Source organism: Knoellia sp. B-D-2 (assembly GCF_057714695.1).
Map to the genome: position 1 here is coordinate 882,183 of NZ_CM173189.1, position 25,721 is coordinate 907,903.

Annotated in this window: 25 protein-coding genes and 1 pseudogene; 6 read left to right on the top strand and 20 right to left on the bottom strand. The window is 73.0% G+C overall.

The features are described 5' to 3' along the window. Positions 1-15: 15 nt before the first annotated feature. The 7 genes from AC3EU2_RS04230 to AC3EU2_RS04260 all read right to left on the bottom strand — a co-directional run bounded on the left by AC3EU2_RS04230 (position 16) and on the right by AC3EU2_RS04260 (position 7,302). The gene (locus AC3EU2_RS04230; protein ID WP_488178480.1) at positions 16-1,467 is read right to left on the bottom strand and encodes an NADH-quinone oxidoreductase subunit N; all 1,452 of its coding nucleotides are present in this window, start codon (positions 1,465-1,467) and stop codon (positions 16-18) included. Further along, positions 1,464-3,014, bottom strand: a complete 1,551-nt coding sequence (locus AC3EU2_RS04235) for a complex I subunit 4 family protein (protein WP_488178481.1) — start codon at positions 3,012-3,014, stop codon at positions 1,464-1,466. The genes AC3EU2_RS04230 and AC3EU2_RS04235 overlap by 4 nt, the downstream gene beginning before the upstream one ends. Next, positions 3,005-4,912, bottom strand: coding sequence for an NADH-quinone oxidoreductase subunit 5 family protein (locus AC3EU2_RS04240; protein WP_488178482.1), 1,908 nt, complete (start codon positions 4,910-4,912; stop codon positions 3,005-3,007). The genes AC3EU2_RS04235 and AC3EU2_RS04240 overlap by 10 nt, the downstream gene beginning before the upstream one ends. Further along, positions 4,909-5,205: an NADH-quinone oxidoreductase subunit NuoK gene (gene nuoK / locus AC3EU2_RS04245; RefSeq protein ID WP_035931615.1), complete on the bottom strand. Its 297-nt coding sequence runs from the start codon at positions 5,203-5,205 to the stop codon at positions 4,909-4,911. Before nuoK ends, AC3EU2_RS04240 begins: the two co-directional genes overlap by 4 nt. Continuing rightward, entirely contained in the window at positions 5,202-5,708 is a 507-nt protein-coding gene (locus tag AC3EU2_RS04250; protein ID WP_488178483.1) for an NADH-quinone oxidoreductase subunit J family protein, read from the bottom strand. The genes nuoK and AC3EU2_RS04250 overlap by 4 nt, the downstream gene beginning before the upstream one ends. Then, positions 5,705-6,250 carry a 4Fe-4S binding protein gene (locus AC3EU2_RS04255; protein WP_488179432.1) on the bottom strand — a complete coding sequence of 182 codons (546 nt, stop codon included), beginning with the start codon at positions 6,248-6,250 and terminating at the stop codon, positions 5,705-5,707. Before AC3EU2_RS04255 ends, AC3EU2_RS04250 begins: the two co-directional genes overlap by 4 nt. 95 nt (positions 6,251-6,345) lie before the next feature. Then, a complete protein-coding gene (locus AC3EU2_RS04260; protein ID WP_488178484.1) occupies positions 6,346-7,302 on the bottom strand; it encodes a complex I subunit 1/NuoH family protein in 957 nt (318 codons plus the stop codon). A 209-nt stretch (positions 7,303-7,511) separates the two neighbouring features. On the opposite strand from AC3EU2_RS04260, the gene AC3EU2_RS04265 reads away from it, so the two are divergent. After that, positions 7,512-7,997: a hypothetical protein gene (locus tag AC3EU2_RS04265; protein WP_488178485.1), complete on the top strand. Its 486-nt coding sequence runs from the start codon at positions 7,512-7,514 to the stop codon at positions 7,995-7,997. Positions 7,998-8,127: 130 nt separating this feature from the next. Then, a pseudogene (locus AC3EU2_RS04270) lies at positions 8,128-9,557 on the top strand (multicopper oxidase family protein). A 28-nt stretch (positions 9,558-9,585) separates the two neighbouring features. Here AC3EU2_RS04270 and AC3EU2_RS04275 read toward each other — a convergent pair. From AC3EU2_RS04275 to AC3EU2_RS04315, 9 genes are all read right to left on the bottom strand, one after another. Next, positions 9,586-10,134: an NADH-quinone oxidoreductase subunit C gene (locus AC3EU2_RS04275; RefSeq protein WP_488178486.1), complete on the bottom strand. Its 549-nt coding sequence runs from the start codon at positions 10,132-10,134 to the stop codon at positions 9,586-9,588. A 9-nt stretch (positions 10,135-10,143) separates the two neighbouring features. Beyond that, positions 10,144-10,554 carry a hypothetical protein gene (locus AC3EU2_RS04280; RefSeq protein WP_488178487.1) on the bottom strand — a complete coding sequence of 137 codons (411 nt, stop codon included), beginning with the start codon at positions 10,552-10,554 and terminating at the stop codon, positions 10,144-10,146. Positions 10,555-10,704: 150 nt separating this feature from the next. Then, entirely contained in the window at positions 10,705-11,760 is a 1,056-nt protein-coding gene (locus tag AC3EU2_RS04285) for an SGNH/GDSL hydrolase family protein (RefSeq protein ID WP_488178488.1), read from the bottom strand. Positions 11,761-12,003: 243 nt separating this feature from the next. Next, the gene (locus AC3EU2_RS04290; RefSeq protein WP_488178489.1) at positions 12,004-12,351 is read right to left on the bottom strand and encodes a DUF2568 domain-containing protein; all 348 of its coding nucleotides are present in this window, start codon (positions 12,349-12,351) and stop codon (positions 12,004-12,006) included. Further along, the gene (locus AC3EU2_RS04295; protein ID WP_488179433.1) at positions 12,351-12,950 is read right to left on the bottom strand and encodes an NADH-quinone oxidoreductase subunit B; all 600 of its coding nucleotides are present in this window, start codon (positions 12,948-12,950) and stop codon (positions 12,351-12,353) included. Before AC3EU2_RS04295 ends, AC3EU2_RS04290 begins: the two co-directional genes overlap by 1 nt. A gap of 91 nt (positions 12,951-13,041) precedes the next feature. Next, positions 13,042-13,401, bottom strand: coding sequence for an NADH-quinone oxidoreductase subunit A (locus tag AC3EU2_RS04300; protein ID WP_488178490.1), 360 nt, complete (start codon positions 13,399-13,401; stop codon positions 13,042-13,044). 59 nt (positions 13,402-13,460) lie between these two features. Next, a complete protein-coding gene (locus AC3EU2_RS04305; protein ID WP_488178491.1) occupies positions 13,461-13,892 on the bottom strand; it encodes an LppA family lipoprotein in 432 nt (143 codons plus the stop codon). Positions 13,893-14,044: 152 nt separating this feature from the next. Beyond that, on the bottom strand, positions 14,045-15,772 hold the full coding sequence (locus tag AC3EU2_RS04310) for an alpha/beta hydrolase (RefSeq protein WP_488178492.1): 1,728 nt from the start codon (positions 15,770-15,772) through the stop codon (positions 14,045-14,047). A 2-nt stretch (positions 15,773-15,774) separates the two neighbouring features. Continuing rightward, entirely contained in the window at positions 15,775-16,074 is a 300-nt protein-coding gene (locus AC3EU2_RS04315; protein ID WP_488178493.1) for a hypothetical protein, read from the bottom strand. A 192-nt stretch (positions 16,075-16,266) separates the two neighbouring features. On the opposite strand from AC3EU2_RS04315, the gene AC3EU2_RS04320 reads away from it, so the two are divergent. Genes AC3EU2_RS04320 through rarD form a run of 3 tightly spaced genes read left to right on the top strand, consistent with a single transcriptional unit; the run spans position 16,267 to position 20,226 of the window. Then, complete coding sequence (locus AC3EU2_RS04320) at positions 16,267-18,135, top strand: 2-oxoacid:acceptor oxidoreductase subunit alpha (protein WP_488178494.1); 1,869 nt, start codon at positions 16,267-16,269, stop codon at positions 18,133-18,135. A 32-nt stretch (positions 18,136-18,167) separates the two neighbouring features. After that, entirely contained in the window at positions 18,168-19,250 is a 1,083-nt protein-coding gene (locus AC3EU2_RS04325) for a 2-oxoacid:ferredoxin oxidoreductase subunit beta (RefSeq protein ID WP_488179434.1), read from the top strand. Between the two features lie 25 nt (positions 19,251-19,275). Further along, positions 19,276-20,226 carry an EamA family transporter RarD gene (gene rarD / locus AC3EU2_RS04330; RefSeq protein WP_488178495.1) on the top strand — a complete coding sequence of 317 codons (951 nt, stop codon included), beginning with the start codon at positions 19,276-19,278 and terminating at the stop codon, positions 20,224-20,226. Positions 20,227-20,395: 169 nt separating this feature from the next. Here rarD and AC3EU2_RS04335 read toward each other — a convergent pair whose 3' ends face one another. From AC3EU2_RS04335 to AC3EU2_RS04345, 3 genes are read right to left on the bottom strand one after another with little or no spacing between them, the layout of a single operon-like run. Continuing rightward, positions 20,396-21,694: a D-arabinono-1,4-lactone oxidase gene (locus AC3EU2_RS04335; RefSeq protein WP_488178496.1), complete on the bottom strand. Its 1,299-nt coding sequence runs from the start codon at positions 21,692-21,694 to the stop codon at positions 20,396-20,398. Then, entirely contained in the window at positions 21,691-22,863 is a 1,173-nt protein-coding gene (locus AC3EU2_RS04340) for an amino acid deaminase/aldolase (protein WP_488178497.1), read from the bottom strand. Before AC3EU2_RS04340 ends, AC3EU2_RS04335 begins: the two co-directional genes overlap by 4 nt. Beyond that, on the bottom strand, positions 22,860-23,858 hold the full coding sequence (locus tag AC3EU2_RS04345; protein WP_488178498.1) for a GlxA family transcriptional regulator: 999 nt from the start codon (positions 23,856-23,858) through the stop codon (positions 22,860-22,862). Before AC3EU2_RS04345 ends, AC3EU2_RS04340 begins: the two co-directional genes overlap by 4 nt. A 70-nt stretch (positions 23,859-23,928) precedes the next feature. Here AC3EU2_RS04345 and AC3EU2_RS04350 point away from each other — a divergent pair, with 70 nt between their 5' ends. Next, a complete protein-coding gene (locus AC3EU2_RS04350) occupies positions 23,929-25,278 on the top strand; it encodes an MFS transporter (protein WP_488178499.1) in 1,350 nt (449 codons plus the stop codon). Positions 25,279-25,357: 79 nt separating this feature from the next. Here the strand turns inward: AC3EU2_RS04350 and AC3EU2_RS04355 are convergent, their stop codons facing one another. Next, entirely contained in the window at positions 25,358-25,672 is a 315-nt protein-coding gene (locus AC3EU2_RS04355) for a hypothetical protein (protein ID WP_488178500.1), read from the bottom strand. Positions 25,673-25,721 lie beyond the last annotated feature (49 nt).

The following is a 25,721-nucleotide window of genomic DNA, read 5'->3' on the forward strand; positions in this document are numbered from 1 at the left end:
GTTCCGGTCCCACGCTCACGACACCAGCCCGACGAGCAGCTGTGGCAGGACGCTGGCGAGCACGAGGACCGCCGACCCGACGAGGGCGACACCCACGCTGGCGCGGCGCGAGCGCGGCCGGGCCGGCGCGTCCTCCCCGGGCTCGCCGATGAGCACCGCGAACCACCGGACGTAGACGGCGATCCCGAGCACCGCCGCGACGACGGCGACGACCGCCACCGGCCACAGCCCCGCCGAGACGACGGGTCGGATCGCGACGATCTTGGCGACGAGCCCGATGACCCCCGGCGGCAGGCCGGCGAGGACGAGCAGCGCGAGCGCGAGCGCCCCACCGGTCACCGGGTCGCGACGGAGCAGCCCCGGGTATGCCGTGAGGTCCCGTCGGTCCTCCACGTGCGGTCCGTGGACGGCGCGGACCGCGGCGAAGGCGACGAGGCCGGCGACGGCATACACGACGACGTAGACCGCGGCGGCCCGGCGACCGGCGGCGGTGAGCGCGGTCAGCGGCAGGATCACCCAGCCGGCCTGGGCGACGGTCGACCACGCGAGGAGCCGCACGACCTCGGTCTGGCGCAGCGCCATGACCGTGCCCACGAGCATCGACGCCACGGTGAGGGTGACGAGGGCCGCGACGACGGCGTGCGGGCCGGGGGTCAGGCCGAGGACCGACTCGTAGGGGGCGAGGACGACGATGAGCGCTCCGACGGCGGCGACCTTGGACGCCGACGCGAGCAGGGCCGCCACCGGCAGGGGTCCCGCCGCCAGGGTGGTGGGCGTCCACGCGTGGAACGGCACCGCCGACATCTTGAACGCCAGCCCGGCGACGAGGACGACCGTGGCGAGGCTGACGAGGACCCGCTGCTCCGGGACCTCCCAGGCGGTGGCAAGCGAGTCCCCGGTGAGCGTCGGGTCGCCGGTGCCGGTGACCCAGAGGGCGGCGCCGAGGACGAGCAGGCCGAACGAGACGAGCGAGGTCGTGAGCAGGGTCAGCGCTCCGTGCGCGGCGGCCCGGCGGTCCCGCCAGGCGACGAGGGCGATGACGGGCAGGGTCGCGAGCTCGAGCGTGACGAGCCAAGTGCCGAGGTCGCGGGAGGCGACGACGGCGACGGCGCCGCTGGCGGACGCGAGCAGCAGGACGACGTCGATGACCCCGGCCCGGTGGATCGAGACGAGGGCGAGGACCGCGAGGGTCGCGAGCAGGGCGGCGACCTGGAGGGTGCTCGTCAGCGGTCCGCCGTCCCAGAGGCAGCGGCCCTCCGGGGCGGGGGTGCAGAGGGTGAGCCGAGGACCGGTGCCGACGAGCCCGGGGAGCGCGGTGGCCGCGCCGCCACCGAGCCCGAGGGCGCCGATGACCGGGGCGGCCAGCCGGGCCCGTGGGGCGACGGCGTCGACCACGAGCACGAGGAGCACCGCCGCGACCGGGACGAGCGCCGGGAGGAGCAGGGCCCACGACATCTCGAGGGTCATCGCCCACCCCCGACGAGCGCCTCGGCGGCTGCGGCGGTGACGGAGAGGACTGTGTGCGGCACGACGCCGATGGTGACGACGGCGGCGACGAGGACGGCGAGGACGACGAGCTCGACGCCGCGGGTGTCCGGTGTCCGGGTGTCGATGCGGTCGAGCCGGCCGGCGAGCGCGTCGTCGGCCGCGGCGTCCGGGACGGCGGCGGGGACGGCGTCGCCGACCCAGACGATGCGCGCGACCCGCAGGGCGTAGGCGGCAGCCAGCGCCGCGCCCACGGCCGCGATGACCGCGCAGGTGCGCAGGAAGCCCTCGTGGTGGGCGGGCTCCCACGCCGCGACGAGCGCGAGGAACTCGCCCCAGAAGCCGGCGAGACCGGGGAGGCCGAGTCCGGCCGCGAGCCCGAGGATGAGGGCGAAGCCCAGTCGGGGCGACACCTCGCGCAGCGCCGGTCGCACCACCGCAAGGTCGACCGAGCCCCAGCGGTGCTTGAGCCCTCCGACGATGACGAAGAGCAGGGCCGAGATGACGCCGTGGGCGATGTTGCCGATGAGTGCGGCCTGCAGCCCGGTCGCGCTCCCCGACGCGAGCCCGAGGACGACGAAGCCCATGTGGGCCACCGACGAGAACGCGATGAGCCGCTTGAGGTCGCGCTCGACGAGGCAGATGAGCCCACCCCAGAGGATGCCGACGACGCCGGCGATCGCGAGGCCGGGCGCGATCCGGGCGAAGCCGTCCGGCACGTTCGCCAGCGGGAGCCGGACCAGCCCGTAGGTGCCGAGCTTGAGCAGCACGGCGGCCAAGAGGACGGACCCGGCGGTCGGTGCGGTGGTGTGCGCCGCCGGCAACCACGTGTGCAGCGGGAAGACCGGCACCTTGACGGCGAGCCCGAGGGTGAGCAGGACGGCGATGAGCGTCTGCTGGCCGGTCCCGAGCGCCCTCGCGGAGGCGGGCAGGGCGTCGAGGTCGGCGGTCCCGGCCTGCGCGACGAGCAGCAGGATCCCGACGAGCATGAGGGTGGACCCGACGGCGGTGTAGAGGATGAACCTCGCCGACGCGTCGGCCCGCGCCGCCGCGCTCTTCGGGTCGCCGTAGCGCGAGATGAGCACCCACATCGGGACGAGGACGACCTCGAAGGCGATGAAGAAGAGGATGGCGTCGCGGGCGGCGAAGGCGGCGAGGGCACCGGTCTCGACGAGGAGCAGCGCGCCGAGGTAGGTCGCGGCACTCCCCCGGGCGCGGCCGAGGTGGGTGTCGGTCCACGGCTGCTCGACCCACGCGTGCGCGACGACGAGGACCCCGATGACGCCCGTGAGGACGACGAGCGGAGCGCTGATCCCGTCGATCGCGAAGTGCCAGCGCACCCCGAGGTCGGGGATCCAGGCGCGGTCGACGACGGGGCGCATGACGGCCGCGACGACGGCCGCGAGCCCTCCGACCGCGGCGGCGACGAGAGCGACGACCCGAGCCGTGTGGGCGTCGAGGCCGCGGCCGCCGGTGACGAGCCACAGGCCGACCGCCCCGGGAACGAGGAGCATGAGGATCAGCGCCATGTGAGCACCGCCGTCCCGGCCGCGACGAGCAGCCCGAGGGCGAGGAGGCCCAGCCCGGCAGAGGGCGACTCACGGCGGTGACCGCGCTCGGCGAGCCACCCCGCGACACCGGCCGACGCCGCCGCCCCCCGCACGTAGCCGTCGACGACCTCGCGGTCGAGGAAGGCGACGACCCGCGCCAGCCCCAGCACCGGGCGCGCCACGACGGCCCGGTATGCCGCGTCGGCACCGAAGCCGGAGTCGGCCAGTGCGCGGTGGCGGGGCGTGCGGACGAACTGGTCGCGCGGGTCGCCGGCGCCTCGGGCTAGCCAGGAGAGGCCGCCACCGATGACGATCAGCAGGGTCGTCAGCACCATCCACCACACCGACGCCCCGTGGACGTCGAACAGCCCGGTGAGCAGCACGAGCCCCCCGACGACGGTGAGCACGGTGAGGACCGCGAGCGACGCGAGCACCGGTGCGGACGGCATACCGGCGTGTCCCGAGCTTTTCTCGCCAATTCCCCCGTTCGGCCCCGGCGTGTCCGGACCGAACGGGGGAATTGGCGAGATGGGGACGGGGGCGGAGACGACGAGGTGGGCGCGGACGGCATATGCGGCGGTGAGGACCACGGTGACGAGGAGGGCGGCGAGGACGAGGACCCCGGGGCCGCCCGCGCTGGCCGCTCCCTCGTAGGCCGTGACGACGACGTGCTCCTTCGACAGTCCCCCGACGACGAAGGGCGCACCGGCGAGGGCCAGGAGGCCGACGAGCCAGGCGACCTGGGCGAGCGGGTGTCCGTGCGCCGCGCCGCGCAGCGCGGTCGCGAGCGTCGAGCCGGCGATGACCGACAGCCAGCCGATGGTGAGGAAGAGCAGCGACTTGAAGATCGCGTGCGACCAGAGATGGAACAGCGCGGGGTCGGGGCCGACGTCCCGGGTGGTCGTCGCGAGCGCGGAGAGCATGATCGCGACCTGGCTCACCGTCGACCACGCGAGCAGCCGCTTGAGGTCGGACTGTCCGAGAGCGAGGACGGCGGCACCGACCATCGTCACCGCGGTCGCGAGGCCGAGGACCCAGCGGGCGCCATCGGCGAGGACGAGGACCTCGAACAGCTGGGCGAGGACGACGGTCCCGGCGGCGACCATCGTCGCGGCGTGGATGAGGGCCGAGGCGGGCGTGGGGCCCTCCATCGCGTCGGGCAGCCAGTCCTGGAAGGGGAACTGGGCCGACTTGCCGAGCACCCCGATGACCACGAGCGCGAGCAGGGTCGACCGCAGCGCGGGCGAGCCGGGTGCCTCGTCGGAGGTCCAGGCGGCGACGACGGCGTCGAGCCCGGTGGAGCCGGCGCCGGCGCACAGGCCGACGACCCCGAGGACGAAGCCGATGTCGGCGACGCGGGTGACGAGGAACGCCTTGAGCGCGGCCCGCCGGGCCGACTCCTTGCGCGACCAGTGCCCGATGAGGAGGTAGGAACACCAGCCCATGACCTCCCACCCGACGACGGTGAGCACGAGGTCGCGGGCGTGGACGACGAGCATCATCGCGGCGGTGAAGAGGCTGACGGTGGCGGCGAACACGGCGAGGCGGTCGTCGTCGGCGAGGTACCAGCGGGTGAAGACGAGCACGGCCGCGGCGACGAGGGCCACGACGCCGGCCACCGCGGCCGTCGCCGGTCCGGCACCCAGCTGGAGCGGGAGGTCGAGCCCGCCGACGGCATACGAGCCGCGCAGCTGAACGAGGTCGGTGCCCCGCACCGGGGCCACGACGAGCCCGACGACCGCAAGGAGGAGCGAGACGAGCGCGGCGGCGACCGAGACGAGCGTCGCGGGTCCCTGCCACCGTCGCAGGGCCAGGGTCGCCACGGCGGCGAGGGCGGGGACGAGCACGAGGAGGTGCGAGACCCGGAGCGCGCTCACAGCGCCTCGTCCATGTCGATCGACCCTCGGTGGCGGAAGGCCGTGAGGATGACGGCGAGGGCGACGACGACCTCGGCGGCCGCGATCGTGATGACGAAGAGCGGCAGGACGCTCGAGGCCTCCCAGCGCGACGGTGCCGTCGCGCCGGCCGCGACGAGGAGGACGAGCGAGCCCGAGAGGATGAGCTCGACCCCGACGAGCACGAGGACCGCGTTGCGGCGGGCGAGGACGCCCATGACGCCGAGGCCGACGAGCAGCGCGGCGACGACGTAGGGCCCGAGGAGGTGGATCACGCGTCCTCCCCGGTGCGTCCCCGCGAGACCGCGAGGGCGGCGATGAGGGCCGCGAGCAGCAGCACCGAGAGCGCCTCGAACGGCCACACCCACGTCCCGAAGAGCTCGGTCGCGACGGCCTGGTTGGAGATCTCGCGCCGCTCGACGGCCGAGCCCGCCACCGGCACGAGGGCGGCGAGCAGCAGCGCCGTCGTCGCCGCCCCGGCCACGGCCGCGGCGGCCTGCCGCCAGGCCGGCGCGGCGTGCGCGAGGTCGGGCCCGATCGGCGCCCGCGTCAGCATGAGCGCGAAGAGGACGAGCACGACGACGGCCCCGACGTAGACGAGCACGAGCACGAGGGCGACGAGCTCGTGCCCGAGGACGAGCAGGCACCCCGCCACCCCGAGCAGCGCGACGACGAGCCAGAGGGCGGCGTGCACGACCTGCCGGGTCGTCACGGCGAGCAGGCCGGCGACGACCGCCAGCAGACCGCACGCGGCGAACGCCAGGTCGAGAGAGGTCATGCCCCGGACGTCCCGGACGTCCCCGTCGTCGCCGCGCCCCGCGGCGCCCGGGCCGGCTTGTTGGCCGCGGCGACCTCGGCCGGCTCGGCCGACCGCTCGTCCAGGGCCGGCGGCGGCGGCACCGTGTCCATCCAGCCGCCGAGCCGTTCCTTGTCGTGGAGGAGGTCGCGGATGTCGGTCTCGGCGTACTCGAACTGCGGGCTCCAGAAGAGCGCGTCGAACGGGCAGACCTCGATGCAGATCCCGCAGTACATGCACAGCGAGAAGTCGATCGAGAAGTCGTCGAGGACGTTGCGCTGGCGGTCGCGTCCACCCTCGGTCGTCGCGGGGATCGTCTCCTTGTGCGAGTCGATGTAGATGCACCAGTCGGGGCACTCGCGGGCGCAGAGCATGCAGCTCGTGCAGTTCTCCTCGAGGAGCGCGATGACGCCGCGGCTGCGCGGCGGGAGGTCGGGGGCGACGTCGGGGTACTCGGCCGTGTGGGTCCTGCGCGTCGCCGTCTTCGCGGTCGTCGCCAGACCCTTGAGGATGCCGGGCAGCATGCCCTTCGCCGCTGGCTTGCTCCCGCCGTGGCCGGGTCCGCCATGGCCGTGGCTCGAGTGGTCGTGGCCCGAGTGGTCGTGTCCTGTGGGGGCGTTCATGGGGTCACCACCACTCCTATTCCGGTGAGGGCCAGCTGGGCCAGGGCGACGGGCAGGAGGACGAGCCAGGCGAGGCGCTGCAGCTGGTCCTCGCGCATGCGCGGCCAGGCGACGCGGAACCAGATGACGAGCACTGCGACGACGAGGCCCTTGAGCAGGGTCCAGAGCCAGCCGAGCTCGTCACTGAACGGGCCGCGCCAGCCGCCGAGGAAGAGGACGGCGAAGAGGAGCGAGAAGACGACGATCCCCGCGTACTCGGCGAGCAGGAAGAACGCGAACCGCAGCCCGGTGTACTCGGTCCACGGCCCCATGACGAGCTCGGCGTCGGCGATCGGCATGTCGAACGGCGGCCGCTGCAGCTCGGCGAGGGCGGCGACGAGGAACACGACCGCGCCGGGGAGCTGCCAGACGAGCCACCACGGCGACCACGCCTCGACGACCCCCGCGAGGCTGAGCGTGCCGGCCGCGAGGCAGGCCGACGCGACGGAGAGGACGAGCGGCAGCTCGTAGGAGACGAGCTGGGCGGCGGAGCGCAGCGCGCCGAGGAGGGCGTACTTGTTGGCGCTGGCCCAGCCGGCCATGAGCGTGCCGAGGGCGCCGACGCTCGTCGCCGCGAGCAGGAGGACGGCGCTGGCCGGAACCTCGACGGCCGCCACGCCCTCGTGCAGCGGGAGCGCCGCCATGGCCAGGAGGTAGGGCACCAGGGCGACGAAGGGCGCGATCCGGAAGATCGTCCGGTCCGCCGCGCGCGGGGTGATGTCCTCCTTCTGCGCGAACTTCACCCCGTCGGCGACGAGCTGGGCCCACCCGTGGAACCCCCCGGCATACATCGGTCCGAGTCGTCCCTGCATGTGCGCCATGACCTTGTGCTCGGTCTGGCCGACGAGCAGCGGGAGCACGAGAAAGGCGGCCAGCACGGCCACTGACCTCACGACCACCTCGAGCGCGCTCATCGTGCGCAGCCTAGTTGGCGACGGCAGCGCGTGGTGGGTGCCGAGCGGCAGCGGCATTTCGCCATTCGGTGGACAGCCGGAAGCGGCAGCGGGACCATGGATTCGAGGTCGAACCGGAGCCTCCCCACCATCGCAGGGGACCTCCACTGCGGTTCCGCGGCGCGGTTGGCGGCGTTGCTCCCACCGAGCCCTGTCAGAAAGGCTCAACCATGCGGACTCTCTACCGCGTGTTCGCCGGCCTGGTCGCCGTCGAGGTCATGCTCCAGGCGTCGTTCATCGTGTACGGCGACGCCGGGATGGGCAAGTACGTCGACGACGGCGGAGTCATCGACAAGGCCGGGATGGAAGCGGCCTTCGAGAGCGGCGACGCGCCCTTCGCCGAGTTCATCGGGCTCCTCCTGCACGGGATGAACGGGATGTTCGTCATCCCGCTCCTCGCTCTGGGGCTCCTCGTCTCGTCCTTCTTCGCCAAGGTGCCGGGCGGCGTCAAATGGGCGGCCATCGTCTTCGGACTCGTGCTGCTCCAGGTGACCCTGGGACTCCTCGGGCACAGCTACCCGATCATCGGGGCGCTGCACGGGATCAACGCGCTGCTGCTCTTCTCGTCGGCCGCGTGGACGGTCTACCGGTCCCGGCGCGTGGTCGGCGACACCTCGGCGGCGTCGGACGTCCCGAGGGAACGTGTCATCGCCTGACGACTCACGGGTTCGCGGCAAGGGCCGGATGGCACTCCTGCTGGCCCTCGTCGCGACCCTCGCCATCACGCTCCCCCTGGCCTGGATGTGGAACGCGAGCCGCATGCCCGAGACGTACTCGGTCATGGACATGGGCGTCCACGAGCCCGGGCTCGCCGGTGTCACCGGCGGACAGCGGTCAGGGCACGCGTCAGGGCATCCACTCCCCCACCCCACCGCGGCGACGGTCTCGGTGGACGACCTCGTCGAGAAGCAGCAGGGGCCACCCGACGTCACCGTCAGGCTCGTGGCCGCTGCAGGGCGGGTCACCATCGCGCCCGGCGTCACGGTGGCCGGGATCACCCTCAACGGGTCCTCACCCGGGCCGACGATCCGGGCACGCCAGGGCGACCTCGTCGAGGTCACCTTCGTCAACGAGTCGGTACCGGGCGGGACGACGCTGCACTGGCACGGCCTCGACGTGCCCAACGCCGAGGACGGCGTCGCGGGAGTCACGCAGGACGCCGTGCACCGGGGGCAGACCCACGTCTACCGTTTCGTCGCCGGGCAGTCCGGCACGTTCTGGTACCACTCCCACCAGGTCTCCCACGAGCAGGTGCGCAAGGGCCTCCTCGGGGCGCTCGTCATCACACCCGGGGAGTCGGGCCCGTCGGCCGCGTCGGCCGAGTCCACCGCGTCGGCCGCCTCCACCGCGTCGGAAGGCGGCGGTGACGTCGTGGCCCTGTCGCACACCTACGGCGGCAAGCGGACCATCAACGGGAAGGTGGGCGAACAGCACGTCGACGCCGCGCCGCGTGAGCGCGTCCGCGTCCGGGTGATCAACACCGACGCCGGCGTCGCACCGCTCTGGGTGAGCGGGGCGGCATACGTCGTCGCCGCGATCGACGGCACCGACGTCAACGCGCCGACGCCGGTTCAGGGCCGCTCGCTCAACGTCCCGGCGGGAGGACGGGCCGATCTCGTCGTCGAGGTACCCACATCGGGGGCCGCCCGGGTCGAGCTGAGCGGCGCCTCGATGGTCCTGGGCCCGGCGGGTTCGAGCGCCCCCTCGACCCGCGTCCCGAAGGACCCCGTCGACCTGCTGACCTACGGCTCCCCTGCGCCGCCCGACTTCGACCCCGACCGGCCCGACCGGCGGTTCACCTACTCGATCGGTCGGCGGCCCGGGTTCGTCAAGGGACGTCCCGGGGTGTTCTGGTCGGTCAACGGCAAGCTCTACCCGGACATCCCGATGTACGTCGTGTCCGAGGGCGACGTCGTGCGGATGCAGATCACCAACCGCAGCAACGAGACGCACCCGATGCACCTCCACGGGCACCACGTCCTCGTCCTGGCCCGCGACGGGAAGCCGGCGACGGGGAGCCCCTGGTGGACGACTCGCTCGAGGTCCCGATCGGCACCAGCTTCGACGTCGCGTTCGTCGCGAACAACCCGGGCATCTGGATGGACCACTGCCACAACCTGCCCCACGCCCGGGAGGGACTCGTCGCCCACCTCATGTACGACGACGTCACGACGCCCTACCGGGTGGGCGGGTCGAACTCCAACGAGCCCGAGTGACGCGAGTCCTCTCGTGCGAGGAGCCCCGTCAGCGCGGACCCCAGTCGGGCCCGGGGACACCGGGCGCCTGGACGCGCCGCCGGGACGGGGACTTCGCGGAGTCGTGGCCCTCGCCCGGCTCCTTGCCGCCGGGCCACTGCTTGGACGCACGGGCGGCGAGGACGAACGACTTGCGCAGCGGTGTGCCCTCGAAGCCGTCGGGGAGGAGCAGCGGGCGCAGGCCCAGCCCGGACCCGTCGTCGAAGCCGGCGAACTCGACCCCGAACATCTCGTGCGTCTCGCGCTCGTGCCAGGCCGCACCGGCATACACGTCGGTGACGGACGCGAGGGCGACACCCTCCGGGACCCGGGTCGTGAGCCGCAGGCCGCGGAGGTGGGTGATCTCCACACCGACGACCGGGTCGAACCGGGGGAACGCGAGCAGCCGGAGGACGACGTCGTAGCCGGGTGCCGCGTCGTCGTAGGTGCGGTCGACCGCGGTGAGCCAGTCGAAGAAGGTGAAGCGCTGCGCGCGGGCGGCGGCGACGGCGTCGTGCCAGTCGGCCGGGGCGACCCCACGCAGCTCGTCGGTGCTCACCTGCGCAGCCTAGCCACCCCCGACGACCGCCACCGCTGCGGCGACCGCGGCGACGGCGGCGGCTGCGGTGCGGACGCCGTCGGCGACCGTGAGCCGCCGGACGAGCTCGACGGTGCGGCCCTCGCCCAGCCGGCCGTGGGTCGGTGCGGCCACCGCCGCCGTGCTGAGGAGCGCCACGGCAGCGGCCGACGCGGCGACGACCACCGCGGGAGAGGGGGACGTGAGCAGAGCGCCGAGAGCGGTGACGACGAGCGCCCCGTAGACCACGGCGACCAGTGGGGCGATCCGCCGCCCGTGCGCTGCGTGTGCGGCGGGCCATTCGGCGTCGGACGTCGCGAGCAGGGCGGGATAGACGATGACGGTGACGGTCAGCTGGAAGCCCAGGTGCACGGCCGCGGCGACGAGCAGGGCGATCAGCACGACGTCCCCACCTGCGCCACCCGCGCCTTCCGCGCCGCCTCGCCCATGACGTCGAGACTAGGCGGCCCCGCGCACGCGACCGTCCGCAGGAGTGGTCGAGAACCCGACCATTTCTGCGGACGCCGCCGTGGGGCGGTGAGGACGGAACTGTCAGCGGCGGGCGGCGTGCTCGGCGGCCTGGCGCGCCGCGTGCACCCGGTCGGCGCGGTCGATGCTGGCCCGCGACGAGAGGTCGACACCGGCACGGGTGGCGGCCGCCCTGACCTGCGGCGAGCCGAGGTCCGGGGCGAGGACCTGCTCCGGCGTGATGCTCGCGTCCCGTGCGGCATACGTCCGCTGCTGGGCCGCGAGGCGGTCGCCTGAGGCGGCGGCCCGCTGCAGCGTGGCCGTCGAGCTCGTGAAGGCGGAGCCGGTGAGCGGGGTGCTCACGGCCGGGGCGTAGCCGGAGCTGTGACCGGGGCGGTTGGGGTGGTAGCTCTCGCCGATCGGGTTGGAGAGGCCGTTGAGCCACTCGACGTCGTCGCAGACCGCATGGCCGATGAAGCGCGACGTGGGGTTGGCGAAGCCGAAGGCCTTGGCACCGGCGGCTGTTGCCGTCCTGCCGTTGAGGAGGTCGGCCATCTGGTTGAGCCGGGCCTCCTCGGTCGGCGAGAACCAGGTGAGGGCGTTGCAGTCCTCGCCCTGGAAGATCCGCGGGTAGGCGACGACGACGACCTTGGCGTTGGGGGCCTTGCTGCGGATGCTCGAGTAGAGGGTGGCGAGCCGGCCGGGGAGGACGTTGGTGATGTAGCTCTGCGCCGTGTCGATGGCCCCGTTGCAGCTGCTCGCCCACGCGGGCTTGGCGCACTCGGTGAGGACCTTGGCGAACCCGGCGTCGTTGCCGCCGACGGAGATGCTCACGTGGGTGGTCGACGACGTGAGCGCGCTGAGCTGGGTCGTGGTGACGTCGGTGACGGTCGCGCCCGAGCAGGCCCGGAAGTTCAGCGTGAGCCCCTGGGCCGCCGCGATGAGTGAGGGGTAGGCGAGCGCCGAGCGCTGGCAGGTCGTGCCGTCACTGAGGTAGCTGCGCGTTCCCGTGCCCGACGAGTACGAGTCGCCCAGGGCGACGTACGAGGTGGCGGCGGCCTGCGCCGGTGCTGCGCTGATGACGAGGCTGGTCGCGGCGGCACACGCCGCGACCACACCCATCGCTCGAACTGTCGTCATGGACATCTCCCCAGGGTCGCGAGGGCTGGTGCTCGCAACCTAGGGCCGCGGGTGCACCCACCGCACCCGGTGGACGTCACCTTTGCCAAGTCCTGACCCGACGCCCGTATGCCGTCCGCCCCCCCGCGCGCGCCGCCCTTGCGTCCGCAAAGGTGGTCGAGTTCCCGACCACGGTTGCGGACGCTGACGGTCAGCGTCCGCAAGGGTGGTCGGGTTCCCCACCAAGGTTGCGGACGCTGCGGGTCAGCGGGAAGGTAGGGCGACGTCGTCGAGCGCGATCTGGGCGAGGACGAGGACGAGCCCGGCGCCGATGAGGACGAGCCCGAAGCGCTGGTGGCCCAGGCCGAGGAGTCCCGCCCCGACGACACCGACCGCCCCACCGGCCGCGAGCGCCCGTGGCACCTTGGGGATGCGGCGACGCGCCCTGGGCGCGACGAAGAGCCCCCAGAGGGCGGCCACGACGACGACGGCCAGGACGCCGGCGACCGTGCCGGCGACCCCGCCACCCGCCACCCCCGAGGCGAGGAGGAAGACGCCGACCATGAAGGCGAACTCGATGACGAACGCGAGCAGCCCGAGGACGACGAGCATCAGCGCGGCCTGCTGACCCGCCCGCGGGTGACCTCGGCGGCCGACCCGGTGCGGTGGGCGGTGTAGCGCGCGGCCGTCCCGGTGTCGTGCCCGGCGCCCGCGCCGCCGAGCCGGTCGGCGATCCCGCGGCCCGACAGCTTCTCCCCGGCGATCTGCTCCTGCAGCCGGATGATGCCGTGGAGCAGGGCCTCGGGGCGGGGCGGGCACCCGGGGACGTAGACGTCGACGGGGATGAGCTGGTCGACGCCCTTGGTGACGGAGTAGGAGTCCCAGTAGGGCCCGCCCGAGTTGGAGCAGGCGCCGAAGGAGATGACGTACTTGGGCTCGGGCATCTGGTCGTAGAGGCGGCGGATGGCCGGCGCCATCTTGTCGGTGACCGTCCCGGAGACGACCATGAGGTCGGCCTGGCGCGGCCCCGGCGCGAACGGGATGACCCCGAGCCGGATGAAGTCGTGCCGTCCCATCGAGGCGGCGATGAACTCGATCGCGCAGCAGGCGAGGCCGAAGTTGAAGACCCACAGGGAGTAACGCCGTCCCCAGTTGAGCACCACCCGGATCGGCTTCGGGGCGTGCTCACCCAGCGGCCCGACGCGCGGCATCGGCAGCAGCACGGGCTCGTCGACGCTCACGTGGCCACCCTAGGACAACCGGTTGTCGACGGGCAGAGACCTCGCGGTGACCTCGCGGCGCTCACGTCCAGCGCAGCAGTCCCCGGCGGGCCGCGTGGACCAGGCCGACGACGATGATGCCGATGAAGACGGCGATCTCGACCAGCGACGCCGCGCCGAGCTCCGGGTCACGCAGGACGTACGCCCACGGGAAGAGGTAGACCGCGTCGACGGCGAACACGACGTAGAGGAACGTGTACGAGAGGTAGCGGACCTGGCTCTGCGCCCAGCCCTCCCCCACCGGGTCGACCCCCGACTCGTAGGTCGTGAGCTTGGCTGCGGTGGCGGCCCTCGGCGCGAGCAGCCAGCGCGCGCCGGACGCCGAGAGGACGAGCAGGATGCCGGTGGCGAGCACCGCGGCGGCGGCGACGTATCCGGTCATGCCGTCACCATAGCGAGCGGCCCCCCATGAGGTCCGGCGCGAGCCCGACCTCGCGCACGTCACCGCTCGAGGTGGCAGCCCCCGTAGATCGTGGCCACCGTGTTGACGCCCGTGCCCACGGAGAGCTCGGCGCCGTCCTGGTCGTAGAGCGACACCTGGTGCTCGCCGGGTGCGTCCTTGAGCACGTTCTCGTCGCCGTACCCCCTCGCCGCCGCGGCCTTCTTGACGGCCTCCCAGGCCCGCGGCCAGTCGGCGTCCGGGACCGCGCCGAGGGCGCCACCGCTCGTGAGGGTGAGCGTTCCCGCCCCGTCGACCCCGTCGAAGGGCTTCTTGCACAGGGAGCCCGACTCGACCTCGGGAGCCGGGGTGCGCCACGTGAGGCCAGGCGCGACCTCGCTGAGGGCCGCGCGGACCTCGGTGAGCAGTGCGAGGTTCTCACGCTCCGCCTCCGCCGACGAACGGCGGGACTCGAGCTGCTGTCGTGCGTCCACGTTCTCTCCTGTGCATCCGGGAAGCAGGGTGATGAGGGCGGCGACCACGACGGTCGCGAGAGCGACGGTCCGGCGCCGGCGCCGTCGGGGCCGCCACGGCGGCCCGGGTGGCGCGGGTGGCGCGGCGGTGTGGTCGGGAGGCATGTCGTCTCTCATCGAAGGAAGTCCGGCCACCAGTCCTGGGCGTCGAGCGGGTCGGTCAGCAGTCCCACATTCTTGCCCTCGATCGCGTCCTCCGGGTGACCGCCCACGACCTGGGCCATCGAGTACTGGCTCGTCGAGCCCTCCTGGAGGTAGTCCGAGTGGCCGGTGACCCCCGCCCAGTCGCGCCCGTCACCGGAGGACGCGTCCCCGGGCTGGAGGTGGTTCATCCCCTCGAGTCCGGTCGGGTCGGTGCCGAACCGTCCGAAGTCGCCGACCGGGTCCCACTTCGCCTCGGCGTAGTACATGGCGCCGTCGGGCAGGTGCAGGTCGCCGAGGTCGCTCGTGCCGAGCCCGGGAGAGCCGAACACCACGGCGCGGTCCACCCCCGTTCCCTCGTGCTGCAGGCCGTACCCGAGCGTCGTCGACCCGTAGGAGTGCGCGAGCCCGGTGAGGTCCGGGTCGGCCATCCGGGAGGCGTTGATCCCCGTGAAGTACGCCGCGAGGTCACGGCCCCCGTCCTGAGCGGCCCCCGACAGGGCGACCGAGTCCCCGGCGAACGTCGTGCCCCACTGCGGTGCCTGGTAGTCGAGCCACGTCACCGTCGCCACCGTCCCCGTCTCCCCGCGGCGGAAGAGCTCGTCCTCGGTGCGGGTCCGCAGCTGGGCCATGGACGAGTCGTAGCCGCCCATCCCCTCCACCGTCGAGGTGAGGCCCGGCGTGAAGACGGCGACGTGGTCGGCCGTGTCGACGTTGCCGTTGGCGACGATCGCCTGGGTCCGCGGCGTCGTGAAGTCGAGCCCGATCAGCTGGTGCTCCCCGGGCCAGGCGAGCATCTCGTCGAGGGTGGAGATGGCTCCCTGCTCCTCCATGAGGTCGGTGTACTCGTCGATGTGGGCCGCCCAGTAGGCGTCGGGCACGGTACCGTCCGGGCGGATGAACCCCTCTCGGAGCTCCGCCAAGCGGTCCTCGACGTGGGTCCGGCGAGCGTCGAGCAGCGAGCGGTTGGCGAGGTCGCGCGACACCGCGTCCACGCCGTCGCGGTTGCCGACCCACTCCGGGTGCTGGGCGATGACGAACGCCCGCTCGTCCGGTGACATGGTCGCCCACCAGGCGGCGTTCTCCACGGGAGAGCCTCCCGGCGGGGGCTTCAGCACGGTGAGGTCGCCCTCGACCGCCCCGAGCGCCGAGGCCTGGGCGAGCGTTCCCGTGCCGCCGTCGATCCGGTCCTTCTCGATGCTGCGGAGGACGGCCCCGAGGTCGGCGTCGACGTCCTCGGCCTTGCGCAGCGCCTCCGACATCCGGGTGGTGCACTCGTCGACCTGCGCCTGCCGTGCCCGGCGGGCGTCGCCGTCGGCCTCGGTCTCGTCGACCCGGCAGACGAGGAGCTCGGTCGTCGCCACCGTGCCGTCGGCGCTGATGACGAGACCGTTGATGCGCGCGTACTCGTGTGCCGCGTCGACGGCGTGGACCACGCCGAGGACGGCGTCGGCCGCGTCGCAGACGGCGGTGTATGCCGCGGAGACCTCGGCGACGACGTCCCGCAGGTCGTCGGTGACCGCCGTGAGCCGGTTGCCCGACGCCTGTGACGCCGGGCCGGTCCAGTGCCGTGGCAGGCCCATCGTCGCGAGCTCGTCGGCGAGGTCCAGCATGTCGCGCCGGGTGGTCCGCAGGTCGCGCTCGGCGGTGGCGAACGGCTCGTGCCTCCACGACGTGACGTCGGACCACGTGAGCGCCATGATCAGGGCGTCCCGCCGAGGGGCCCGAAGGCGACGCGGGCGGCCTCGTCGTCGAGCTCGTACTGGGTGGCGTTGGTGTCGAGGGTGCGCGCGTAGTCCCGGGCGGCCGAGGCCCAGTCCGACAGCTCGGTGGTCCAGCCGCTGCTCACCCGCGTCATGACCGCCACGCTCGCCGCTCCGGGGATGCCGGACGCCGCCCCGATGAGGTCGCTGCCGGGCGTCAACTTCCCCAGCTGCCTGGCAGCGGACCGGGCCGCCTCGGCCGAGTCGCGCAGGTCGGTGATCTCGACCTCGTACGTCATCCGGCTCCCCCCGTCGTGTGCGGCCCCCGGACCCAAGGCTGTCAGGCCCGCGGCCGCGGCGACAATGGGGAGCACTCCCCGACGCACGGTGGGCGCGCGCAAGGCTTGCCTCACCTCGGTCGTACGATGGGATGACACACGTCGGGCGAGACGAGACAAAGGCCCGACTGACGTCTCTCGAGTCAGGTGTTCATGTCCAGCAAGACGGTTCAGAAGCTCGATCGCGTCGTCATCCGCTTCGCCGGCGACTCCGGCGACGGGATGCAGCTCACGGGGGACCGGTTCACCTCTGAGACGGCGGCGATGGGCAACGACCTCTCGACGCTGCCGAACTTCCCCGCCGAGATCCGTGCGCCCCAGGGGACGCTGCCCGGGGTGTCGAGCTTCCAGCTCCACTTCGCCGACCACGACGTCCTCACCCCCGGGGATGCTCCTGACGTCCTCGTTGCGATGAACCCGGCCGCGCTCAAGGCCAACCTCGACGACGTGCCGCGTGGGGCGACGATCATCGTCAACACCGACGAGTTCACCAAGCGCAACCTCGGCAAGGTCGGCTACGCCGAGAGTCCCATCGACGACGGCACCCTCGAGTCCTTCCACGTCCACGCCGTGCCGCTCACGTCGATCACCGTGGACGCGCTCGCGAAGTTCGACGGCCTGACCCGCAAGGAGAAGGAGCGGGCCAAGAACATGTTCGCCCTCGGGCTCCTCTCGTGGATGTACACCCGCCCCCTCACCGGCACCGAGCGCTTCCTCACGAAGAAGTTCGGCGCCCACCCCGAGATCCTCGAGGCCAACCTCACCGCGCTCAAGGCGGGGTGGAACTACGGCGAGACGACCGAGGACTTCGCGTCGAGCTACGAGATAGCCCCCGCGGTCATGCCGCCCGGGACCTACCGCAACATCACCGGCAACACCGCCCTGGCGCACGGCCTCGTCGCCGCGGCGCACCAGGCCCGTCTGCCCCTGGTCCTCGGGTCCTACCCGATCACTCCCGCGTCGGACATCCTCCACGCACTGTCCTCGCTCAAGCGCCACGGCATCATGACGATCCAGGCCGAGGACGAGATCGCGGGCATCGGGATCGCGCTGGGCGCCAGCTTCGGCGGCGCCATCGGCGTGACGACGACGTCCGGACCCGGGGTCGCGCTGAAGTCCGAGACCATCGGGCTCGCGGTCTCGCTCGAGCTGCCGCTCATCATCGTCGACGTCCAGCGCGGCGGTCCGTCGACGGGGCTGCCGACCAAGACCGAGCAGGCCGACCTGCTGCAGGCGATGTTCGGACGGAACGGGGAGTCGCCCGTCCCGATCATCGCGCCGTCCACCCCGGCCGACTGCTTCGACGCCGCGTTCGAGGCGGTCCGGATCGCCACGGCATACCGGACCCCCGTGTTCCTGCTCTCCGACGGCTACCTCGCCAACGGCTCCGAGCCGTGGTCGGTGCCGGACGTCGCGGACCTGCCCGACCTGCGCGTCGAGTTCGCCTCCGAGCCCAACGGCGTCGACGACAAGGGTGAGCCGGTCTTCCACCCGTTCCTGCGCGACGAGGAGACGCTCGCCCGGCCGTGGGCCGTCCCCGGCACGCCCGGTCTCGAGCACCGCATCGGCGGCATCGAGAAGGCCGACATCACCGGCAACATCTCCTACGACCCCGACAACCACGACAGGATGACGCGGCTGCGCGCCGCCAAGATCGCCGGCATCGCGGGCATCCCGGACGTCGTCGTCGAGGACCCGTCCGGTGCCGCCCGGGTGCTCGTGCTCGGCTGGGGCTCGACCCAGGGCCCGATCGCCGCGGCCGTGCGCGCGGTGCGCAACGCGGGGCACGACGTCGCGTCGGCGCACCTGCGCCACCTCAACCCGTTCCCCGCCAATCTCGGCGACGTCCTGTGCGCCTACGACCGGGTCGTCGTGCCGGAGATGAACCTCGGCCAGCTGTCCATGCTGCTGCGCGCGCAGTTCCTCGTCGACGTCCGCCCGCACACGTCGGTGCGCGGCCTGCCGTTCTCGACGGTCGACCTCGCCGACGTCGTCCTCTCCCACCTCGAGGAGGTCTCGTGACCACCACCGACCCCACGACGCACCCGGACACCATCGTGGGCGGAGCCGCCCGCCCGAGCGGACTGGCCGGCATACCGCTGCTCGCCGCCGACGCCCCGAAGCAGACCAAGCGCGAGTTCACCTCCGACCAGGAGGTTCGCTGGTGCCCCGGGTGCGGCGACTACGCGATCCTCGCCGCCGTCCAGTCGTTCCTGCCCGAGCTGGGGCTCAAGCGCGAGAACATCACCTTCGTCTCCGGCATCGGGTGCAGCTCACGCTTCCCGTACTACCTCGACACGTACGGCATGCACTCGATCCACGGGCGCGCGCCGGCGATCGCGACCGGGCTCGCGACCTCGCGGCCGGACCAGTCGGTGTGGGTCGTCACCGGTGATGGTGACGCGCTGTCCATCGGCGGCAACCACCTCATCCATGCCCTTCGACGCAACGTCAACATGACGATCCTGTTGTTCAACAACGAGATCTACGGGCTGACCAAGGGCCAGTACTCCCCCACCTCGAAGGTCGGCCAGGTCACCAAGTCCTCGCCGCTCGGTTCGGTCGACCAGCCGTTCAACCCGGTCTCGCTGGCGCTCGGCGCCGAAGCGACGTTCGTTGCGCGCACGATGGACAGCGACCGCAAGCACCTCACCGCGATCCTGCGGGCGGCGGCCGAGCACCGTGGGACCTCGCTCGTCGAGATCTACCAGAACTGCCCGATCTTCAACGACGGCGCGTTCGACCTCATCAAGGACCGCACCCAGCAGGAGGCGCGGATCGTGCACCTCCTCGACGGCGAGCCCGTCGGTGTCGGTCCCGAGGACGACCGCAAGGTCCTCGTCCGTATGCCGGGTGGTCGCGTCGAGTTCGTGCCCGCGGCTGACGCTGCCGGTGCCGACGTCGTCGTGCACGACGCCGGGGCCGAGGACCCGAGCCAGGCGTTCGCCCTGTCCCGGCTCGACTCCCCCGAGATGACGCACGTGCCGATGGGAATCTTCCGCTCGGTGTCGCGCCCGACGTACGACGACGGGGTGCGCTCCCAGATCCGGGCGGCCGTCGACATCGCCGGCGGGCCGGCCACCGACGACGACCTCGGCGCCCTGCTACGTGGCCGCGACACCTGGACCGTCGGGTGATCGTGGACCACCCGGTGACAGGAGCGTGAGCGCGCCCCTCGCGGGCGACCCCGGTGAGCTGAGGCGCGGCACGGTCTTCGCCCTCCTGGCCTACGGGATCTGGGGCCTGTTCCCGCTGTACTTCCACGCCCTCAAGCCGTCCGGCGCGTTCGAGATCCTCGCGCACCGGATCCTGTGGACGCTGGGCTTCTGCGGCCTCGTGCTGCTGGTCAAGCGCGACTTCGGGTGGCTGCGGACGGTCGCGGCCCGACCGCGCCTGCTCGCGGGGCTCACGATCGCCGCGCTCCTGATCGCCGCCAACTGGACCGTCTACGTGCTCGCCGTCATCACCGGCCGCACGTATGCCGCCGCCCTCGGCTACTTCCTCAACCCCATCGTCACCGTGGCGCTGGGCGTGCTCGTGCTTCACGAGAAGCTGCGGCCGCTGCAGTGGGCTGCGGTGTCCGTGGGTGCGGTGGCGGCGGTCTACCTCACCGTGGCCGGTGGCGAGTTCCCCTGGATCGCCGTCTCGCTCGCCTTCTCGTTCGCGTTCTACGGGCTGGTCAAGAAGAAGGTGGGCGCGACGCTCGACGCGATGCACTCGCTGACCGTCGAGACGCTGGTCCTCGCCCCGGTCGCGGTCGGGGTGCTCGTGTGGCTGGGGTCGCAGGGATCGACGACGTTCGGTTCCCAAGGGCCCTGGCACACGTCCCTGCTCGTGGCCGCCGGTGTCGTCACGGCGATCCCGCTGCTGCTTTTCGCCGCCGCCGCCCGACGGATCCCGCTGGTCACCATCGGGCTCATCCAGTTCCTCACGCCGATGCTGCAGCTGCTCATCGGGGTGCTGCTGCTCGACGAGCACGTGAGCGGCGCCCTGTGGATCGGGTTCGGCATCGTCTGGGTCGCGCTGGTGCTGCTTTCGATCGACTCGCTGCGCCAGGCCCGGAGCAACCGCCGGACCCGCCTCGCGGCGCTCGAGCCCGACCCCTGCCCCTGACGTCCGGGTCGCCGCCGCGCTGACCTCGTCCCGCGGCGCTGTGCACTGCTGCCCCCCGGCGCAGCAGTGCAGCGAGGGCGGGCGGAGAGTGCACTGCTGAGGTCCGGCGCAGCAGCGCACAGGGAGAGTGTGCGGTGCTGCGGTCCGGCGCAGCAGTGCACAGCGCCGGTCAGGGACCGAGGACGTGGTCGAGGTGGGCGTTGGCGAAGCGTCGGTCGGGGTCGACGCGGTCGCGGACGCGCTGCACGTCACCGAACCGGGGGTAGAGGTGCATCAGCTCCTCGGCTCCGAGCGTGTGCAGCTTGCCCCAGTGCGGACGCCCGTCGTGCTCGCGCACGATCGCCTCGAAGGCCGCGAACAGCCCCCCGTCGTCCATCCGGTGGTACTGGTGCACCGCGACGTAGGCGTTCTCCCGCTCGTGTGCCGTGGACAGCCACACGTCGTCCGCGCCGGTCGAGCGCACCTCGACCGGGAACGGCAGCGCCACGTCGTGCGCGTCGATCCACGAGCGCAACGCGGAGATGACGGCGGGCAGGGAGCCTCGCGGGACGGCATACTCGCTCTCCCGGAAGCGGACGTCGCGCGTCGTGCAGAAGACCTTCCACGACGCGTCGGTGTACTCCTTGGCGCCGAGCACCCGGGCACTCACCCGGTTGAGCCGCGGGACGACCTGCGGGCGCGCCGCCGCGACCCGGTTGACCACCTCGAAGAGCCGGTTGCTCAGCAGGTGGTCGTCGAGCCTGGCCCGCCACGCGGGCTGCGGCACACCCGGGTCGTCGTCCTCGACGCGTGAGTTCCGTTTGAGCAGAACGCGGTCGGTGTGCGGGAACCAGTGGACGTCGACGTGGTCGTGCTCCACGACGAGCTGCTCGTAGCCCTCGAGCACCTCGCCCAGCCGGCCCGGCGTCTCGAGCGCGCGCAGCCGGAACGCCGGCACGCACTGGAGCTCGACCTCGGTGGCGACGCCGAACGCGCCCAGCCCGACGGTCGCCGCCCGGAAGAGGTCCGGGTCGTGCTCGGCGTCGACGCGGACCACGGAGCCGTCGGCCAGCACGAGGGTCAGCCCGGTGACCGCCGCCGCGATCCCCTGGTGGCGGACGCCCGTGCCGTGCGTGCCGGTCGCGACCGCGCCGGCGATGGTCTGCCGGTCGATGTCGCCGAGGTTGGGCAGCGCGAGCCCGAGTTCCTCGAGGAGCGGGTTGAGCACGTGCAGCTCGGTGCCGGCGGCGACCCGCACCCGTCGCGCGGCCAGGTCCGCCTCGACGACGCCCGACAGGCGCGTGAGGTGCAGCATCGTCCCGTCGGTGGCACAGAGCGGCGTGAACGAGTGGCCGGCGCCGACCACCCTGACGCGCTGCCCGCAGTGCGCCGCGTCCCGGACCGCGTCGGCGACCTCGTCGGCGGAGCGCGGTGAAAGGACCCGGGCCGGCGTGGCGGTGACGTCGCCCGACCAGTTGGTCCACGTCATCCGAAGTTCTGCCCCTCGCCGCGGTAGCTGGGGCCGGTCTCGACGAGCCGCCCCTGCCGGACGAGGTGGACGTGGTCGAAGCGCTCGAGCAGCTCGCCGGCCTTGGCGCCGCGCATCCAGACGCGGTCGCCGACCGCGAGACCGTCGGCGGCGCGACCGCGCAGCGGGGTCTGCACCTCACCGGCCGCCTCGCTCCTCACGAGCCGCAGGCCCCGGCCCACGGGCCGCGGGACCCGCGACCACCCCGGCTCACCGCTCGCGACGTACCCACCGCCGTATGCCGTCACGACCCCCGTCGCGGGGCGACGCACCACCGGGAGCGCGAAGGCCATCGCGGGCCGGGGGCTGAAGTCGTCGTAGGCGTCGAAGAGGGTCGGCCCGTAGAGGCCGGAGCCGGCGGCGAGCTCGGTGAGCGTGTCCGCGGCGGCGAGCCGTGCGAGGCTGCCGGTCCCGCCCCCGTTGACGAAGTCGAGGTCGGTGAGCGCCCTCACGGCCTCGACGAGGGGGGCCCGGCGCTCGGCGAGGTCGGCCAGGGAGCGCTTCTTCAGACCCCGCAGATGCGGCCCCCGGTCGGGGAGCCCGGCGACCTGCGCGTCGTAGAACATCACCCCGGCGACCCGAAGCCCGGCATCGAGCGCGGCCTGCACCACCGCGAGCGCCTGGGCGGGGGTGCGCAGCGGCGAGCGCCGCACCCCGAGGTGGAGACGCCCCACCCGCAGGGAGCAGTCGACGTCGAGGGCGACCCGGACGCCGCTCGAGGCGCCCACGACCCCGACGAGGAAGTGCACCTGCTCGACGCTGTCGACGGTGAGCGTGACCTCATCGCGCAGCCGCTCGTCCACGGCGAGGGTCTCGATCCACTCGCGGTCGACGCTCGGGTAGGCGACGTAGACGTCCGTGAAGCCCTGCCGCACGAGCCAGACGGCCTCGGGAACGGCATACGCCATGACGCCGGCGAAGCCGGGACGGTCGAGGACGCGCCGCAGCAGCGACCGGCACCGCACCGACTTGCTCGCCACCCGGATCGGGCGGCCGGAGGCACGCCGCACGAGGTCGTCGGCGTTCGCGTCGAAGGCGTCGAGGTCGACGGCGACGAGCGGTGCCGGCAGCCCGGCCGTCGCCGCGTCGAGCGCGTCGACGTCGACGAAGGGCTCGTCCCGGCCGGTCATGCGCTCCTGCTCTCACTCGTGCCACGGAAGGTGCGGCGGTAGGCGTGCGGGGAGACGCCCAGCGTGGCAGCGCAGTGCTTGCGCAGCGACGCCCCCGTGCCGAAGCCGGACCGGGTCGCGATGACGTCGACGGTGAGGTCGGTGGTCTCGAGGAGGTGCTGGGCGCGGCGCATCCGCTGCTGGGTGACCCAGGTCGCGGGGGTGAGGCCGGTCTCGTCGCGGAACCGCCGGGCGAACGTGCGCTCGCTCATGCGGGCCCGGACGGCCAGCGCGGGCACAGAGAGGTCGCGGTCGAGGTGGGCGAGCGCCCAGGTGCGCACCGCCGAGGTCGAGGCGTCGTCGACGACGGGCACCGGGCGCTCGATGAACTGCGCCTGCCCGCCGTCCCGCCACGGCGGGACCACGCAGTAGCGGGCGGCCTCGTTCGCAACGTGGGACCCGTGGTCGCGGCGCAGGAGGTGCAGGCAGAGATCCACGCCGGCCGAGAGGCCCGCGGACGTGAGGACGTCCCCGTCGTCGACGAAGAGCACGTCCTCGTCAAGGTCGACCCGCGGGTACAGCGCCCGGAAGGACTCCGTGTGCTGCCAGTGGGTCGTGGCCCGGCGTCCGTCAAGCAGGCCCGCGGCGGCGAGGACGAAGGCGCCGGTGCAGATCGAGACCATCCGGGTTCCCGGGCGGACCCGGTCCAGCGCGGCGCGCAGTGCATCGTCCAGGACGCCCTCCCGCCGGGGAGCGGGGCAGCGGGTCCCGGGCACGACGACGGTGTCGGCGTGCGCGAGGAGGCCGGCGTCACCGTGCGGCACCACGGCGTACCCGCTCGTCGTGGCGACCGGCCCGCCGTCGAGCGTGGCCATCACCACCTCGTAGAGCGGCTCACCGCCGGGCCCGAGGGCACCGCCGAGGACGGCGGGCGGGATCGTCGCGTCGTAGCCGACGAGCGGCTCGAGGAGGAGCACGACGACACGGTGCGGACCGGTGGAGACCCGAGGACTCATGGCTGGATCTTTGCACATTGTGGCGTTCCTGCCACTAGGTCGACGGCCTCGTCCCTGTCAGGATCGCTGCATGACCGAGCACATGGCGACGGGCGCCGACGCGACCTCGCCGGCCTCCACCGAGCCGTTCGCCGGCGACCCTCCTCGTCGTCCCCTCCACCGCGCGTGGATCGTCGCGGGGGTGACGCTCGCCGGTCTCGTCGCGGCGGCCGCCTTCCGCTCCTCCACCGGCGTGCTCCTCGAGCCCGTGGAGCAGGAGTTCGGCTGGTCACGCGCGACGACCTCCGGTGCGGTGAGCCTCAACCTCGTCCTCTACGGGCTGACCGCGCCGTTCGCGGCGGCCCTCATGGAGCGCTTCGGCCTGCGCCGCATCGTCACGATCTCGCTCGTCGCCGTCGGGCTCGCCTCGGCGGCGACGACCCTCATGACCTCAGCCTGGCACCTGTGGGTGCTGTGGGGCTTCGTCATCGGCATCGGGACCGGCTCGATGGCCCTCGTCTTCGGGGCGATCGTCGCCAACCGCTGGTTCGTCTCGCACCGCGGGCTCGTCATGGGCATCTTCTCCGCGGCGAACGCCACGGGTCAGCTCGTCTTCCTGCCCGCGATCGCGTATGCCGCGACGAGGCACGGCTGGCGGTCGGCCGCCCTCGTCGTGGCCGTCCTCGCCCTCGTCGTGTCGGTGCTCGTCGCCGCGCTGCTCCCGGACCGCCCCTCGGACCGGGGACTGCTGCCGTACGGCGCCACGGAGAAGTCCGAGCGGGCCGCCTCGGAAGCGGCTCGGCTGGCGGCCACCCGCCCGGTCGTCTCCCCTGCCCGGACCGCCGTCGCCGTCCTCGCTCGGGTCAGCCGGACCTGGACGTTCTGGGCCCTCATGCTGACGTTCTGGGTGTGCGGGTGGTCGACCAACGGCCTCGTCCAGACGCACTTCATCCCGGCCGCCCACGACCACGGCATGGGCACCCAGACCGCGGCCGGGCTCCTCGCGCTCGTCGGGATCTTCGACATCGCCGGGACGGTGGCCTCCGGGTGGCTCACGGACCGGGTCGACTCGCGCATCCTCCTCGCCATCTACTACGGCGGTCGGGGTCTCTCGCTGCTCGCCATCGACGCCGTCCTCGCACCCGACGTCCAACCGGCCCTGTGGGTCTTCATCGTCTTCTACGGCCTCGACTGGGTGGCGACCGTGCCGCCCACGGTGGCGCTGTGCCGTCAGCACTTCGGGCTCGCCGACTCCGGGATCGTCTTCGGGTGGGTCTTCGCGTCGCACATGGTCGGCGCGGGGGTGGGGGCCTCGATCGCCGGGTGGGTGCGCACCTCGTCGGGCAGCTACAGCGGGGCGTGGCTGTTCGCGTCGGGGCTCTGCTTCGCCAGCGTCGTCGTCGCCCTGTCGATCCCCCGACGGGCCACAGCGGCCGTCTGACCCGGACGGGAGAGGTGAATGCGCCGCTGCCTTCAGCAGCGCACCCACCTCGGCTCCGTCGTTCCTCGGGACGTCCCGGTCAGGCCGGGTGCACGGCGTGGGCGTGCCGGCGGCGCGTGGCCACCGCGAGTCCCGCGCCCGCCAGGGCGACCCCGGCGAGCACGCCGGCGCCGAGCTGCACGATCTCGATCGCCCCGTCGTCGGCGGTGATCGCGCCCGTGACGTTGCTTCCCGTGGTGCCACCCTCGTAGCAGAGGGAGCGGCAGCTCCATTCCTGCTGGTTCCCCGCGCCCGGGTCCTGACGGGCACTGGCGGGAGCCGCCATCGAGAGGGCGATGATGCCGGAGGTCCCGACGATCGCGGCCGTCCGACGAATGCTGGTTCGGTGAGACATGACCCCTGCTCCTTCGGCTGGTGGTGGAGGACCGGACGGTGCGTCGTGG